This is a genomic window from Pseudomonas sp. GW823-FHT05G12 (assembly GCF_058795575.1).
In genome coordinates this window covers 3243747-3257783 of record NZ_CM179501.1, presented here as the reverse complement: position 1 = coordinate 3257783, position 14037 = coordinate 3243747, and the positions used below count along the sequence as shown (strand labels likewise).

Sequence of the window (14037 nt, the reverse complement as noted above, 5' to 3'; positions counted from 1 at the left end):
CCGGCCAAAAAAAGGACACGCATTGTGCCTTCACTTGCCGCAGACCGAAAGGGCGGGATACGCATTTCGTCAGGGTTGACGCCATTGCGTGGGCTTTTCGGTTGCGGCGAGCCTAGTAGATCAGGTGGATGTGACTGTCGTAATCACCCCCGACAGATGGCAGCTTCAGTCTGCCTGCTGCAGCCAGGCCTTGATCTGCTCCAGTGTTGCGGTAGCGCCGCCACAGACCACCACCAGGACATTGCGCAAGGCGCCCAGTGCCTTGGCATCATAGGCCACTGCCAACGCCGCCCCGCACGCGGGCTCGACCAGCACACGGTGGTCCAGCAAGAACCGCTCACAGGCCTCCAGCGCTGCGCGATCGCTGACCAGATGGCTGTGCACCGGATGCTGCTGCACGCATATCAGCGCCTGATCAGCCACACGCTTGGCCCCCAGCGACGTCGCCACCGAGGCGATGCGCTCCAGCTCCACCGAATGCCCGGCCTGCATGGCCGCATGCAGCGACGCCGCGCCCTCGGTTTCTACTGCCAGCACCGGCACATCGCCCCAGCCATTGCGCTTGAGCCCCTCCACCACGCCACTGAGCAAGCCGCCACCGCCGACTGACAACACCACCGCGTCCGGCTTAAGGCCGGCTTCGGCCACTTCATCCACCAGGCTGGCATGCCCGGCCCACAGCAGTGGGTCGTCGAACGGGTGGATGAAGGCATCGTTCGGGCCTACCAGTGTCTGTGCCAGGGCGTTGGCCTCTTGCCAGGAACTGCCGTGCACCACCACCTTGGCGTCTTCCAGGTGCAGCAGCTGCTTGGCCCGTTCGGTGGTGGTTTCGGGTACCACCACGGTCACCGGCACCCCCAGCTTGCGTCCGGCGTAGGCGACTGCCAAACCGGCATTGCCACCTGACGAGGACACAAAGTGCCGGGCGCCACGCGCGTGGTGTACCTCGCAGGCGTGGCCTACACCGCGCAGTTTGAACGAACCGCAGGGTTGCAGGGCGTCGAGCTTGAGCCAGATATTACGACCGGCCGCCAACGACAGCGGGCGCGACTCGATCAGGGGGGTATGAATGTGCAAGGTCATTGGCTGGCTCCGCGTAGTTGCTCGAGGTAGTTGTAAATGGTGTAGCGCGTCACGCCGAGGGCGCTGGCAGCCTTCTCGACGCCGCCCTTGACGATGAACAGGCCGCGCTCCTGCATGACGCGCACGGCCTCGACCTTGGCCTGTTTGTTCATCCGCCCCTGGCCGCTGCGCTGCAGGGCGGCCTGGATGATCTCGCTCATCAGCAGCTCCATGTCGGCAGGTTCGTTGACCGCAGGTATGGCCCCCAGTGGCTGCAACTGCTGGAGAAAGTTCATGGCAGCATCCAGGCCGGTGACGTCGGTGTTGACGCACAGGCTGGCGAACGGGTGGCCGCTGCTGTCACGGAAGATAGCCGTGGCACTTCGTAGCGTGCGGCCTTTGAGCGTAGTGGGGTAATCGGGCAGCACCACCGGCTCACGGCCGTGCTGGTCGGCCGAGGCCTGCATCAGTGCCTTGAAGCCCTGGTCCTGCTCCGGTGCGGCGAGGATCGGGCTGCCTACGCTGCGGCCGGACAGATGACCGTTGACGATCGCCACCACCGAGTGTTCGGGGTGGTCAAGGTCGTGCAGGAGTATTTCCATGTTGCGCGCGGCAACGCTGCCCAGGGCCTGGATGGCGGCCTTGAGCACGGTGAGGGTGAGTTGGCGTTCTTCGCTGGGGGTGATAGGCATGGCAGATCGCAAAATCAACTGTTTGTGTATTTTTACACATATGGTTGAAATTCGCGATCTGCTTTTAGGGGCCCTGTAAGACTCAGCCGAGCGCCGGCGTGCGCGGCGGAATCATCCGGCGCGAGCCAGTCGACTCAAAGGCGGCAGCAAAACTCAGCAGCGCGTTGTCGCTATAGGCCTTCCCGGCAAAGGTCAGCCCCACCGGCATACCGATATCGGCCATCACGCCCATCGGCACGGTCACGGTCGGCACGCCCAGGTGACGGATTGCCAGGTTGCCGTTGGCTACCCAGATACCGTTGCTCCAGGCGATGTCCGCCGATACCGGGTTGATATCGGCATCGGCCGGGCCAACGTCGGCTACGGTGGGGAACAGCACCGCGTCCAGGCCCAGCTTGTCCATCCAGTCTTCCAGGTCCAGCTTGCGGGTCTGCTCCAGGCCGCGCAGGCCGTCGGGCAGGGTCTCGATCTGGTCCCAGGTCTTCAGGCCACGCTTGGCCATGTTGACGTACTCGTCCATGCCGGCAGCCAGGTCATCTTCACGGTTAGGCAAGGTGCCCGGGTCGTGGGGGAAGATCTTCAGCCCGTCGACATCGGCCAGGCGGTTAAGCTTGGGGTCATCGTTGGCGCGCAGGAAGTCGTCAAAGGCCCAGCCCGACAGTTCCCACAGTTCGTCATGCAGGAATGCCTTGCTGACGATGCCGCGGTTGTACACGGTCGGCGCACCTGGGCGGTCGCCTTCGCAGTTGGACACCAGCGGGAAGTCCACTTCCAGTACTTCGGCACCCGCTGCTTCCAGGGCCTGGCGCGCTTGTTGCCACAGGTCGATCACCGTGGCGCGGGTGTTGATGCGTTGGCCGGTCGGCCCGCCGATGCCTGGCTTCTCGGAGGTGCCTGCTTCGGGATCGGCATTTATATACATGCGTGGTACGCCAAAGCGCTTGCCCTTGAGCGCGCTGGCATCTACCGCCAGTTCAAGGTACGACGCCGGACGTACCGTCGAGGCAGCGGGGATCGGCACCCATGGCTGCAGGCGCCACAGGTCGCCGCGCTTGTCGGCGTCATCGGCTACCACCACGTCGAGGATTTCAAGGAGGTCGGCCATGGTGCGGGCATAGGGCACCACCACGTCCATGGTCGGCGTCAGCGGCCAGTTGCCACGCACCGAAATCACCCCGCGCGACGGGGTGTAGGCGCACAGGCCGTTGTTGGACGCCGGGCCACGGCCGCTGGACCAGGTTTCTTCGGCCAGGCCAAAGGCGCTGAAGCTGGCGGCGGTGGCGGTACCGGCACCGTTGGACGAGCCTGAGGCGAAGGGCGCGGTCAGGTAGTTGGCGTTGTACGGGCTTTCGGCGCGGCCATAGACGCCGCGCTGCATGCCACCGTTAGCCATGGGCGGCATGTTGGTCTTGCCCAGGCACACGGCACCGGCGGCGCGCAGGCGCTCGATGGTGAAGGCGTCGCGCTGGGCGACCAGGTCCTTGAAGGCAGGGCTGCCGGAGGCGGCAGTCAAGCCTTTGACCAGGTAGCTGTCCTTGGCGGTGTAGGGGATGCCGTCCAGCGGGCTAAGCACCTGGCCCTTGGCGCGGCGGGCGTCGGAGGCCTCGGCTTCTTTCAGCGCCTCCGGGTTGCGCACCACTACGGCGTTAAGGGCTGTGGCTGTGTCGGCGCCATCGTAGGCGTCGATGCGCGCCAGGTAGGCCTTGACCAGCTCGACCGCTGTCGTGCGGCCCGACTCGAGCGCGTCGCGCAGCTCGGCAATGGAAACCTCGGTTACCTCGATCATGCGTTCACCAAAAAATGTGCAGGTGGGGGCTAATGCGAGGAGTGTACAAGAAGGGCTTGGCCGACGCAGGTTTGCGCAGGGGCAAATGGTTTTATGCAGGGGGGCATTGTCGGGGGCATTCACAGGTTTTGCCCGGCCCATTGTGGGGGGCGGCCTTTCAGTCACCAAAGGGCCGCTCCCACACGGTTTGCGTCAACCTTCCAAGTCTGCGGCGCTATGGCGCTCCGGCACCTGGCTGTGTTCATCTCCCCAGGTACGGTTCACGCGTGTACCGCGCTGCACAGCAGGGCGCTGGGCGATGTCCTCGGCCCAGCGCTGTACGTTCGGGTACTCGTCAACCGCCAGGAACTGCGCGGCGTCATACAGGTTGCCGCGCACCAGCTGGCCATACCACGGCCACACGGCAATATCAGCGATACTGTATTCATCGCCGCCCAGATAACGGCTTTCGGCCAAGCGGCGATCAAGTACGTCCAGTTGACGCTTGGCCTCCATGGTGAAGCGGTTGATGGCGTACTCGAACTTTTCCGGTGCATACACGTAGAAGTGGCCAAAACCACCGCCCAGGTAAGGCGCCGCACCCATCTGCCAGAACAACCAGTTCAGGCATTCGGTGCGCGCAGCCGGCGATTTTGGCAGCAAAGCACCGAATTTCTCTGCCAGGTACAGCAGTATCGAGCCTGATTCGAACACCCGCACCGGCGGCTCCACGCTGCGGTCGAGCAGGGCAGGGATCTTCGAGTTGGGGTTGACCTGGACGAAGCCACTGGAAAACTGATCACCCTCGCCGATGCGGATCAGCCAGGCATCGTATTCGGCACCGGCGTGGCCCAGGGCAAGCAGCTCTTCAAGGGCAATGGTGACCTTGACGCCATTGGGCGTGGCCAGGGAATACAGCTGCAGCGGGTGTTTGCCCAGCGGCAGGTCCTTGTCGTGAGTCGGGCCGGCGACCGGGCGGTTGATGCTGGCGAACTGGCCGCCGGAGGCTGCGTCGTTGCGCCAGACTTTGGGTGGCACGTAGGCAGGCTTGCTCATGCATGAATCTCCTTCAATGGCGCGAAAACGGTCACGTGAAAACCTTGACCTGCATCTATGCCACGGGTTCGATGCAATGCGCAAATGCACAGGGTGCAGGCGCAGCTTGCATGACGGCGGTTTCATCCAGTTTTCATCCGGCACAAGCCTGGCCGGTTTTATGCTGGCTTACCACTTCGTCCTGCAAGGAACCGCTGGCCGATGACCATTGCACGCTGCGTGTTGGCGCTGGTCCTGCTCGGCGGCCTTTTGGCCCGCGCCGAGGCCACGCCGTGGGTTGCCGGCCTGCACCTTATGACCTTGACCGACCCGGTCGATAGCCGCCCGATGCAAGCCCTGGCGTTCTACCCGGCCGTTGGCAAAACCCGTATCAGCCGTATAGACGGGTATCCCGTCGACGTGGCCGAAGAGGCGCCCGTGGCCATGGGCCGATTCCCGTTGCTGGTGCTGTCTCACGGCAATACGGGCAGCCCACTGGCCTTGCATTACCTGGCAACGTCGTTGGCGCGCCAAGGGTTCGTGGTGGTGGCGGTGGTGCACCCGGGGGACAACGTGCGCGACCACAGCCGCCTTGGCACCCTGAGCAATCTTTATGGGCGGCCGCTGCAAGTCAGCGCGGCGATCACCGCAGCGCGCGATGATGCAGTGGTCGGGCCTTATCTGAATGACGGCAAGGTGGGTGTGATTGGCTACTCGGCCGGCGGAGAAACCGCGTTGATCCTGTCTGGCGCACGCCCCGACCTGGAGCGTCTGCGTCAGTACTGCCTGGAGCGCCCGCATGACGCAGACGCCTGCAAGACCCACGGCATCCTGATTGCCGACCGCAGCGAACTGGCGCCCGAGACCGACCCGCGAGTGGGGGCGGTCATGTTGATGGCGCCGCTGAGCCTGTTGTTCGGGCGCCATGCGCTGGCCGGGGTGCAGGTACCCGCACTGATCTACAGTGGCGACAGCGATCAGCTTGTGGCAGTGGACCGTAATGCCGAGGCCCTGGCCCGCAAACTGCCGGTCACACCGGACTACCGCCTGTTGGCCGGTGCCGGGCATTTCGTGTTCATGGCCCACTGCGATGCCGAGCAGTACGCGCGAATGCCGGCGCTGTGCAAGGACGCCGACGGCGTCGACCGCCGGCATATCCATCATTCGCTGCAGCGAGAAACGGCAGCGTTCTTCAGCCAGGCGCTGGGGGCGCCAGCGCCGGCTCAGCGTTCAGCTGCGACGGGCGCGCCGCGCCAGCCACAACGTTAGGCCGACCCCGGCTAGGGCGAGCAGGGCAGCCACGCAGAAGATCGAGGCATACCCCAGGTGTACCGCCACGGCGCCCATCACCGGGCCGGCAATGGCCAAGGCCATGTCGAAGAACACAGCATAGGCGCCCAGCCCTGCGCCGCGGCTGCTGCTGGGGACTTGCTTGATCGCTTCCACGCCCAATGCCGGGTAAACCAGCGACAGCCCGAAACCGGTCAGCCCGGCGCCAACCAGCGCCCAGGGCGGCGAGGGCGCCAGCCACAGAAGGCTCAGGCCAAGCACTTCGGTGGCCATGCAGGCGACCGCCACGTTGTAGCCACCAAAGCGGTTGACCGCGTTGACGAACAGCAGGCGCGAAATGATGAAGCACACGCCAAACGCACTCAGGCACCAGGCCGCGCCGGCCCAACCGCGCTCGAGGTAATACAAGGTGACGAAGGTGGTCAAGGTGCCGTAGCCGATCGAGGCCAGGGTCAAACCCAGGCCACACGGGGCAACCCGGCCGAACGCCGACCAGAAGGGCAGGCGCTCGCCGCGCACCACGACCATGTCGGGGCGCTTGCGAAGCACCAGCAGGGCAAGGGTTGCCAGCACCAGCAAAGCCGGCCCCAGCACGCTGAAGTCCAGCCCGTCCACGGCCAGCACGCCAACTGGCGCACCGATGGCGATCGCGCCATAGGAGGCGATGCCGTTCCACGAGATGACCCTGGCAGTGTGTTCGGGGCCGACCTGGCTGATACCCCAGCTCAAGGTGGCCACGCCGATCAGCCCTTGGGCGATGCCCAGCAGCAAACGGCCACCGAGTAGCAGTGTCAGGCTCAGCAGCGGTAAGGTGAGGGTCCAGGCTGACAGCAACGTCAACACCCCGCAACCGGCAATCCCCAGCAGGCCAAAGCGGATGGCCTGTTTCCCTCCCAAGGTGTCCGCCACCCTGCCTGCAAAAGGGCGGCTCAGCAGCGTGGCCAGGTACTGCAGGCCAATGGTTACACCGGCGATCACAGCGCCAAAGCCGAGCTGGTCGTGCACATAGCTGGGCAGCACCGCGATCGGCAGGCCGATGCAGAGGAACGCAATGAAGGTATAGAAAACGATCGACAGGATCTGCAGGGTGATGTGCAGCGTGTTACTGGCGGGGGCAGGTTGTTGCGCGGTCATGGGCTCTTTCGCGGGCGGGCGGTTGGGCGTGCTCCCATCATGGCCGTTGCGCGAAGGAAAAGACAGCAGGCTAACGAATTATTCGTCGGGCCGTGCCGGTCGGTGGGATGGGGATGGACTCTTCGCGGGCTTGCCCGCTCCCACAGGGACCGCACAGGTATTGGACGCTTGTGGGGCCTTGGGAGAGCGGGCAAGCCCGCGAAGAGGCCCGGCCATCCGAGATGGCCAGGCCGTCCCATCAATCAGACCAGCACACCCTGGCTACGCAGGTAGTCGTCGTAGGTACCGCTGAAGTCCACCACACCATCGGCCGACAGCTCGATGATGCGCGTGGCCAGCGACGACACGAACTCGCGGTCGTGGCTGACGAACAGCAGGGTGCCCGGGTAGTTTTCCAGCGCCAGGTTCAGCGCTTCGATCGATTCCATGTCCAGGTGGTTGGTCGGCTCGTCCATCACCAGCACGTTCGGTTTCTGCAGGATCAGCTTGCCGAACAGCATGCGACCTTGTTCACCACCGGAAATCACCTTCACCGACTTGAGGATCTCGTCGTTGGAGAACAGCATGCGCCCCAGGGTGCCGCGGATCACCTGCTCACCAGAGGTCCACTGGCCCATCCAGTCGAACAGGGTCATGTCGTCTTCGAAGTCGTGGGCGTGGTCCTGGGCGTAGTAGCCCACTTCGGCGCTGTCGGTCCACTTCACCGAGCCCGCATCCGGGGTCATCTCGCCGACCAGGGTGCGCAGCAGGGTGGTCTTGCCAATACCGTTGGGGCCGATGATCGCAACGCGCTCGCCCGCTTCGACGGTGATGTCGAAGTTCTTGAACAGCACCTTGTCGTCGAAGGCTTTGGCCATTTTCTCGACGACCACGGCCTGGCGGTGCAGTTTCTTCGCCTGTTCGAAACGAATGAACGGGCTGACGCGGCTGGACGGCTTGACCTCGGCCAGCTGGATCTTGTCGATCTGCTTGGCACGTGAAGTGGCCTGCTTGGCTTTGGAGGCGTTGGCCGAGAAGCGGCTGACGAAGGTCTGCAGCTCGGCGATCTGGGCTTTCTTCTTGGCGTTGTCCGACAGCAGCTGCTCACGCGACTGGGTGGCTGCGGTCATGTACTCGTCATAGTTGCCCGGGAACAGGCGCAGCTCGCCGTAATCCAGGTCAGCCATGTGGGTGCAGACGCTGTTGAGGAAGTGCCGGTCGTGGGAAATGATGATCATGGTGCTGTTACGCGCCGTGAGGATCGTTTCCAGCCAGCGGATGGTGTTGATGTCCAGGTGGTTGGTCGGTTCGTCGAGCAGCAGCACGTCCGGGTCCGAGAACAGCGCCTGGGCCAGCAGGACACGCAGCTTCCAGCCCGGTGCCACTTCGCTCATCGGGCCGAAGTGCTGCTCCAGCGGAATACCCAGGCCCAGCAGCAGTTCACCGGCGCGGGACTCGGCGGTGTAGCCGTCCATTTCGGCGAATTCGGTTTCCAGCTCGGCGACGGCCATGCCGTCTTCTTCGGTCATTTCCGGCAGCGAGTAGATACGGTCACGCTCGGCCTTGACTTTCCACAGCTGGCCGTGGCCCATGATCACCGTGTCGATCACGGTGAATTCCTCGTAGGCGAACTGGTCCTGGCGCAGCTTGCCCAGGCGGGTATTCGGCTCGAGCATGACCTGGCCTGCGGACGGCTCCAGGTCACCGCCGAGGATTTTCATGAAGGTCGACTTGCCGCAACCGTTGGCGCCGATCAGGCCGTAGCGGTTGCCGTTGTTGAATTTGACGGAAACGTTTTCGAACAGCGGCTTGGAGCCGAACTGCATGGTGATGTTAGCGGTAGAAATCAAGTGCTTGTCCTGCGGGGGTTCCAGAGGTGTATTTAGGCCCTGTCGTCAGTCTTGGGCCAATTTTGGGCCAATTCGACTCGGGGCGGCAGCTTCTCCAGCTCCCTCCAGTCCGAGGAGGAGCTGATCCATTTCGCGTAGGTAGAGAGCAACATCTCGACGCTGTGGCCAAGCTGGCTCGCGATGAACGCGGGGTTCATCCCAGGCATCAGGCATAGGGTGGCGTAGGTGTGGCGGGTGTCGTACTGACGGCGTTCACGGATGTTCAGCGCCTTCAGCGCCGATTTGAAGGGGCGGATTGTAACACTTGGCTCGTTGATCCACAGCCCACCTTTGCTAGGTTGGAACACGAAGGGGCTAGTCAGGTGGGCCGACTTGGACGCCATGCGACGAAGGGTAGCCATTCGCTGGGCCTGGTTGATGGCGCTCAATGCGCGCTCGTTTAACAGGACCACCCGATGATGCTTGGTTTTCGTCTGGTCAGGTTTTCGCTTTGGATTGATCGCGGTCGGTTGTGATTATCAGCTTTCGACCTTTATCGGCCTCTCGTGAAAGAGTGTCTCCCCCCTCTATTGATAGCGTCGATTGGAAGCCATTGCTAAACAACGGAAGCAGTCGTATTCAAAACATCTAGTCTTGATGCTTGATAACAGCACTGCATCTGATAGGGAAGTTGACTGAGTTGGCAATAAAACATTCGTGGTGAGCATCGTCATGCAGGCGTCTTGCAAGATCCAGATTTGACTGGCTGCTGATAATGACCTGAGGCCTTAACTCAGCGTCTTTGAAATGGCCCTTGCGCTGGCCATCCCCTTCAAGCATCCGGCCCACCGGGTAGTCGACATATTCCAAGACGTTCACGTTGTTGACTGCGCACAGATGAAGATACCAAAGCTTGTGGCAGGCCGAGATCGAGGCCAGCAACATGTCTTCAGGGTTCCAGCGTTCAGGGTTCCCGCGAAAGGCGGGGTCGGCAGAGCCAAGGATCGGTGCCTTGCCTGGAGCCTCCACGTTGAAGTCTCTCTGGTATGCCGTGTAACTGGCAGTGCCTTCACCCGTGTTACCTATCCAATTTACCGTGACAGCGTAATGGTGTTCTTTCATGGTCACTCCTGTGTCGAAAGATGGCCGGAAAATCTTGCCCATCGCTTGGGTGCTGTTATCTTGCTCTCGATTGAGGGCTCTCCACCAGCATCCAGTGTTTGCAGCGACGCATGAGCAATCCGAGCACATGCAATGATCCGAACTGCGAATAGTCCTGATTGCTGATTTTCTCGTGCTCTCTGTCGTGTCCTGGGCTTGAGGGTATCGAAACCCTATCTCAAGCTTGGGGCCTCAACACGCAAAATGGTGCTTCAGCTCAACGGAGCCTTCGCCGCCGCCTCGATCGCGTCGAGGTCCAACTCAATTGTTTCGGGCATGACGATTCCTTGGCCGCTCTTGCGACCGGCCTGTGCTTTAATGGGCGATTGTTGAAATGGATTTTTCTAGCGAGGGATAACGCTTATGTTTGCTGTCGGAATTGCGCTTCTTGCCGTTGGATTAGGCACTTCAAATCCTGGGCTCTGGATACCGGGCGCCGCGCTCATGGCTGCCTGCGTCGTGAAACGAGCACGCAGCTGACCCCTTGGCCCCCATATCGCGGCAGTGAATAGAGGGGGAAGGGGACAGGGGTTACACAGAAAGAGTACGGATTTGCCCTCAGATCAGAAGGACCTGCGCTGCGGTGCGGTCGTCCCTCAGCTTTTGCCCGGACGTGCGCCCACCTGGATCTGTGTGTAAGAAAGTGAAGCCTGTCGACCCGCACGGCGGCTCCGTATTGACTCACCGTGTTCTCTCATCTGGATAAAAAAATGTAATACACACCTTAAGCAGTGGATTCATTGGAACAGCTGTGTATTCTGTCTCTCCAGTCAAGAATATGAGTTCTAGGTCCGTTCCATGCGTAATCGCGGCAAAATCTATTGGGAATGGGCCAATTCTGCGTTGCATTCCCGCAACTACGATGAGCGCCTTCCCTGCGGCACTTTAATCAACATCCAAGCCCGACTCTCACTTGAAAACGCCACTCAACTTTTCTTGGGTATCTACGGGAAAAAAGGCGTGCTCTTGCTCGAAGAGGTACACCCTGACTGCCGTGGACAGAAACTGTCCGCGGCGATGGCCTGGGCGCTCGAGCGTGCTCACGACTGGGTCGCCAAGGCGTTTCCTGCGCCCAAGGCACCAGGGCCTGAACCACTCCCGCGCAGAGGCTCGCGTCTTCACGGATAACGATGCAGGGAAAACGGAACGCTCGTCAGATCGCTTGAGTCGTATCTCCATCAAAAGCGCATTGAGGCGCCCAGTTGGAGAAAGTGATGAGCCTTCAGTCCACCAGTCATGACCTTTACGTGCATTCCTACCTTGGTTACCAGGCATCGATTTACGTGCTGTGGGAGTCGAGCGTCGAATTTCCCACGGGGATGTTGGTCGAGGTAGGGAAGCCGGGCGCAACGGCGCGAACCCTGCGTGTGAGTCGACCATTCTCCTCTTCGACAGAAGCCATTCTCGAAGGGAAGGTTATGGCTGAACAGTACGTGGAAAGTCAGAAAAGCGGAGCTTGTGCTGCCAGGTGAGTTCGCCGAGGTCTGATCGGACCCACCGCAACCACGGGCAGGTCGACCGCCTGCGAATCTGTGCAGCTGTTGATAACGGTATTCCCTGTTCATCGAGTCGAGCCATTTCAACAGTAACCGCTTGCGTAAGTGCCGTTGTGGACGGTGGTGTTACCAGTCGTCGTGCTGCGCGGGTTCCAAAGTCGACCCGGTCCCCGAGTCGAAACCCTGCACATCAGTGGTCGATGATGTTGCGCTGCCGGTACTTGGGCCGGCATGGTCTACTACCGCTTCACTGAAGCGGCTCTATCAGCGCGGCGCCTTGGTTGCGCACATTGCCAATGGCTGTGCTCACTCGATACCACTCGAAGGCCTCGGCTGGCTCGCCCAGGTTGAGCGCCATTTGCTCGGCTTGTTCGCCCGGCGTCGCGGGTTGCATCCACTCACGCGCAAGGTCTGGGGCCAAAACCACTGGCCTGCGGTCGTGCACATCTACCATTCCGCCCCGGGCATCGGCCGTAATGATGACGAACCCGTCATTCTCGCTGCCAGCGAACTGGCCGATGCTGGCGCAAAGGGAAGGGCGCCCGTCCCGGCGTCGGATGTAGTACGGCTGTTTCTTCGGTCCGCCTTCATCGACCCATTCATACCAGCCGTCGATCGGCGTTATGCCTCGGTGGGGCCAGATCGCCCGGAAGAAGGGGCCGTGTGCGACCTTTTCGACCCTGGCGTTAATCGGCGCAGCACGGTCGGTCGCCCAATGCGGCCGCCAGCCCCATCTCACCAGGTCCGCCCGCGGGCCTGCTTCATCCATTCGCAGCACTGCCACCAGCGTGGTCGGAGCGACGTTGTACCGGCCAAGTGGCTGGTCGCCGACGTTGTTCCGCCAGGCCTCTGGCAGGCTCAGGGTTTCGACAAAGTCGTGTATGCCTCGGTACTGACTCAACCTTCCACACATGCGCGGCCCTCCTGCCAGAGCAAGCATAGCGCTTGGGCGTATCGCCGGTGTGGAGGGGCGACGGCGTGCCGTACGCGCAGTCCTGGCGGTGCAGGGCTGAATGAACGCCCCAATGCCATTCAGCACGGCGCCAAGTCTGATCTTCCAGGCGTTATAGGCTCGTTCGAGGGGACCCGAACGAAAATGCAGTACTTACCACCCTCCATCGATTCAAAGGCCACCAGCTTCTCCACCAGCGCGGCGCTCAAAACCTTGCCGGCGTTAAGCAGCAACATGCCGTTGTCGGCGTTCAGGTTGCGCGCAAGCACCATTCCCGGCGCCAGGTCACGGGTGGTACACACCTGGACTTCAGGGTCCACCAGGGTGAGATCGCTGTGGAACGAGGCGCAAACCTGGACGAAATCCTCAAGGAGTGCTGGGTCATACAACCGGCCGGCGTACTTGCGCAGGTAGAGCAAGGCCTCGTCACTGTTCATCTGCCGTTCAAGAATCAAACCCCGTTGCAGCTCAACGAAGTCCACGGCCAGCTTGAGCAAGCGAGCGCCGAACGGGATAGCTTCACCCTTGAGCCGGTCGGGGAAACCGCTGCCGTCCCAGTGTTCCTGGTGATGCAGGATCAGGCGCGCGGCATCTTTCATGGGCTCAAGGGTCATCAGCAGCGCTTCACTTTGGCGTGGGTAGTCGCGATAGCGGTCGCGGTCGCTGTGCATCAACTGGTCCGAAGGGGCAACGATCATGCTATCCGGCCAACTCAATTTGCCTATGTTGTACAGCGCCGCAGCCATGGCCAGATCGCGGCTGATCGCCTCGTCCAAGGCGTGGGCCCGACAGTAGCAACGCACCAGTTCGATGATCTGTCGATTGGTCTGCTTGGCTGGAGGCAGCCGCAGATTAGCCAACATCGAGAACACTTCAGTCCCGGTCACATAGCTGTGTTTCAGTTCTTCGTAGGCCAGGTCGAGCATGTCAGCGGTCTGCTGCAGCTCCGCGGTACGGGCTGCAACGCGTTTCTCCAGGTCGTTATTGAGCAGTCTCAACTGGGCGTTCTGCCGACGTGCCAGCAGCTCCAGGCGTTGGCGCTCGCGTTCGGAATGCTGGTGCTCCAGGGCCTGGCGCAAGGTCAGTAGCAATTCGTCGTCGTTCCAGGGCTTGCTGATGTAACGGTGGATCTGACCGTCATTGACGGCCTTGATGATTGCGCTCGGGTCGGCGTAGCCGGTCAGCAAGATCCTGACGGTCGATGGGTGATGCTGATTGATCTGTGCCAACAAGGTGGCGCCGTCCATACCAGGCATGCGCGCATCGCTCATCACCAGGTCTACCGGGCCCTCGGCCATCTGCGCCAGTGCCTGTTCGCCGCTGGTCGCCAGCTTCACGTCATAGGGTTGGCCACGCAATAGCCGACGCAGACTGCTAAGGATCGACTCCTCGTCGTCCACTAGCAACACGGTCGGCCGATAGGGTGGGTTCGGGTTCGGTTGCACTTCCATGGCAGGCCTCACGCGGTCGATCTATGGAGGCACTCGAGCTCAACGAGTGCTTAGGTCAAAGGCTAGATCATTTTTCCGCGACAGGTGTCGGAGCAAGGCGTGGCGGGTGGCAGGCAAATTGTCTGGAAGGCATCTAACCTGACGGCATGGCACCACCCTTCTGTATATCCGTAAGCCCAGGGAAAAGGATT

At 61.8% G+C, this 14037-nt stretch carries 12 protein-coding genes; 2 read left to right on the top strand and 10 right to left on the bottom strand.

The genetic code is table 11. From position 1 onward, the window contains the following. Positions 1–165 precede the first annotated feature (165 nt). From AC3RCM_RS14815 to yghU, 4 genes are all read right to left on the bottom strand, one after another. Entirely contained in the window at positions 166–1083 is a 918-nt protein-coding gene (locus tag AC3RCM_RS14815) for a pyridoxal-phosphate dependent enzyme (protein ID WP_198747064.1), read from the bottom strand. Beyond that, the gene (locus AC3RCM_RS14810; RefSeq protein WP_104887529.1) at positions 1080–1754 is read right to left on the bottom strand and encodes a helix-turn-helix transcriptional regulator; all 675 of its coding nucleotides are present in this window, start codon (positions 1752–1754) and stop codon (positions 1080–1082) included. The genes AC3RCM_RS14815 and AC3RCM_RS14810 overlap by 4 nt, the downstream gene beginning before the upstream one ends. 82 nt (positions 1755–1836) lie before the next feature. Then, complete coding sequence (locus tag AC3RCM_RS14805) at positions 1837–3540, bottom strand: amidase (RefSeq protein WP_266022367.1); 1704 nt, start codon at positions 3538–3540, stop codon at positions 1837–1839. 192 nt (positions 3541–3732) lie between these two features. Next, the gene (gene yghU, locus AC3RCM_RS14800) at positions 3733–4575 is read right to left on the bottom strand and encodes a glutathione-dependent disulfide-bond oxidoreductase (protein ID WP_121783602.1); all 843 of its coding nucleotides are present in this window, start codon (positions 4573–4575) and stop codon (positions 3733–3735) included. A 201-nt stretch (positions 4576–4776) separates the two neighbouring features. Here yghU and AC3RCM_RS14795 point away from each other — a divergent pair, with 201 nt between their 5' ends. After that, a complete protein-coding gene (locus tag AC3RCM_RS14795; RefSeq protein WP_492628986.1) occupies positions 4777–5823 on the top strand; it encodes an alpha/beta hydrolase family protein in 1047 nt (348 codons plus the stop codon). Here AC3RCM_RS14795 and AC3RCM_RS14790 read toward each other — a convergent pair. From AC3RCM_RS14790 to AC3RCM_RS14775, 4 genes are all read right to left on the bottom strand, one after another. After that, positions 5785–6978: an MFS transporter gene (locus AC3RCM_RS14790; RefSeq protein WP_076402995.1), complete on the bottom strand. Its 1194-nt coding sequence runs from the start codon at positions 6976–6978 to the stop codon at positions 5785–5787. The genes AC3RCM_RS14795 and AC3RCM_RS14790 overlap by 39 nt on opposite strands. A gap of 242 nt (positions 6979–7220) precedes the next feature. Further along, a complete protein-coding gene (locus AC3RCM_RS14785; protein ID WP_010953836.1) occupies positions 7221–8807 on the bottom strand; it encodes an ABC-F family ATPase in 1587 nt (528 codons plus the stop codon). A 32-nt stretch (positions 8808–8839) separates the two neighbouring features. After that, positions 8840–9259, bottom strand: a complete 420-nt coding sequence (locus AC3RCM_RS14780; RefSeq protein WP_064490633.1) for a site-specific integrase — start codon at positions 9257–9259, stop codon at positions 8840–8842. Between the two features lie 175 nt (positions 9260–9434). Next, positions 9435–9908, bottom strand: a complete 474-nt coding sequence (locus AC3RCM_RS14775; protein WP_017147656.1) for an OsmC family protein — start codon at positions 9906–9908, stop codon at positions 9435–9437. A 1253-nt stretch (positions 9909–11161) separates the two neighbouring features. Between AC3RCM_RS14775 and AC3RCM_RS14770 the strand changes: the two genes are divergently transcribed. Next, a complete protein-coding gene (locus AC3RCM_RS14770) occupies positions 11162–11419 on the top strand; it encodes a hypothetical protein (protein WP_020189883.1) in 258 nt (85 codons plus the stop codon). 271 nt (positions 11420–11690) lie between these two features. On the opposite strand, the gene AC3RCM_RS14765 is transcribed toward AC3RCM_RS14770, so the two are convergent. After that, a complete protein-coding gene (locus tag AC3RCM_RS14765) occupies positions 11691–12356 on the bottom strand; it encodes an SOS response-associated peptidase (protein ID WP_457250315.1) in 666 nt (221 codons plus the stop codon). Between the two features lie 119 nt (positions 12357–12475). Then, positions 12476–13846: a response regulator c-di-GMP phosphodiesterase, NosR family gene (gene nosR / locus AC3RCM_RS14760; protein WP_020189881.1), complete on the bottom strand. Its 1371-nt coding sequence runs from the start codon at positions 13844–13846 to the stop codon at positions 12476–12478. Positions 13847–14037 lie beyond the last annotated feature (191 nt).

Excerpts from the sequence above, each read along its gene's own strand:
- AC3RCM_RS14815 (WP_198747064.1), bottom strand. The coding sequence starts at position 1,083 with ATGACCTTGCACATTCATACCCCCCTGATCGAGTCGCGCCCGCTGTCG.
- AC3RCM_RS14810 (WP_104887529.1), bottom strand. The coding sequence starts at position 1,754 with ATGCCTATCACCCCCAGCGAAGAACGCCAACTCACCCTCACCGTGCTC.
- AC3RCM_RS14805 (WP_266022367.1), bottom strand. The coding sequence starts at position 3,540 with ATGATCGAGGTAACCGAGGTTTCCATTGCCGAGCTGCGCGACGCGCTC.
- yghU (WP_121783602.1), bottom strand. The coding sequence starts at position 4,575 with ATGAGCAAGCCTGCCTACGTGCCACCCAAAGTCTGGCGCAACGACGCA.
- AC3RCM_RS14795 (WP_492628986.1), top strand. The coding sequence starts at position 4,777 with ATGACCATTGCACGCTGCGTGTTGGCGCTGGTCCTGCTCGGCGGCCTT.
- AC3RCM_RS14790 (WP_076402995.1), bottom strand. The coding sequence starts at position 6,978 with ATGACCGCGCAACAACCTGCCCCCGCCAGTAACACGCTGCACATCACC.
- AC3RCM_RS14775 (WP_017147656.1), bottom strand. The coding sequence starts at position 9,908 with ATGAAAGAACACCATTACGCTGTCACGGTAAATTGGATAGGTAACACG.
- AC3RCM_RS14770 (WP_020189883.1), top strand. The coding sequence starts at position 11,162 with ATGAGCCTTCAGTCCACCAGTCATGACCTTTACGTGCATTCCTACCTT.
- AC3RCM_RS14765 (WP_457250315.1), bottom strand. The coding sequence starts at position 12,356 with ATGTGTGGAAGGTTGAGTCAGTACCGAGGCATACACGACTTTGTCGAA.
- nosR (WP_020189881.1), bottom strand. The coding sequence starts at position 13,846 with ATGGAAGTGCAACCGAACCCGAACCCACCCTATCGGCCGACCGTGTTG.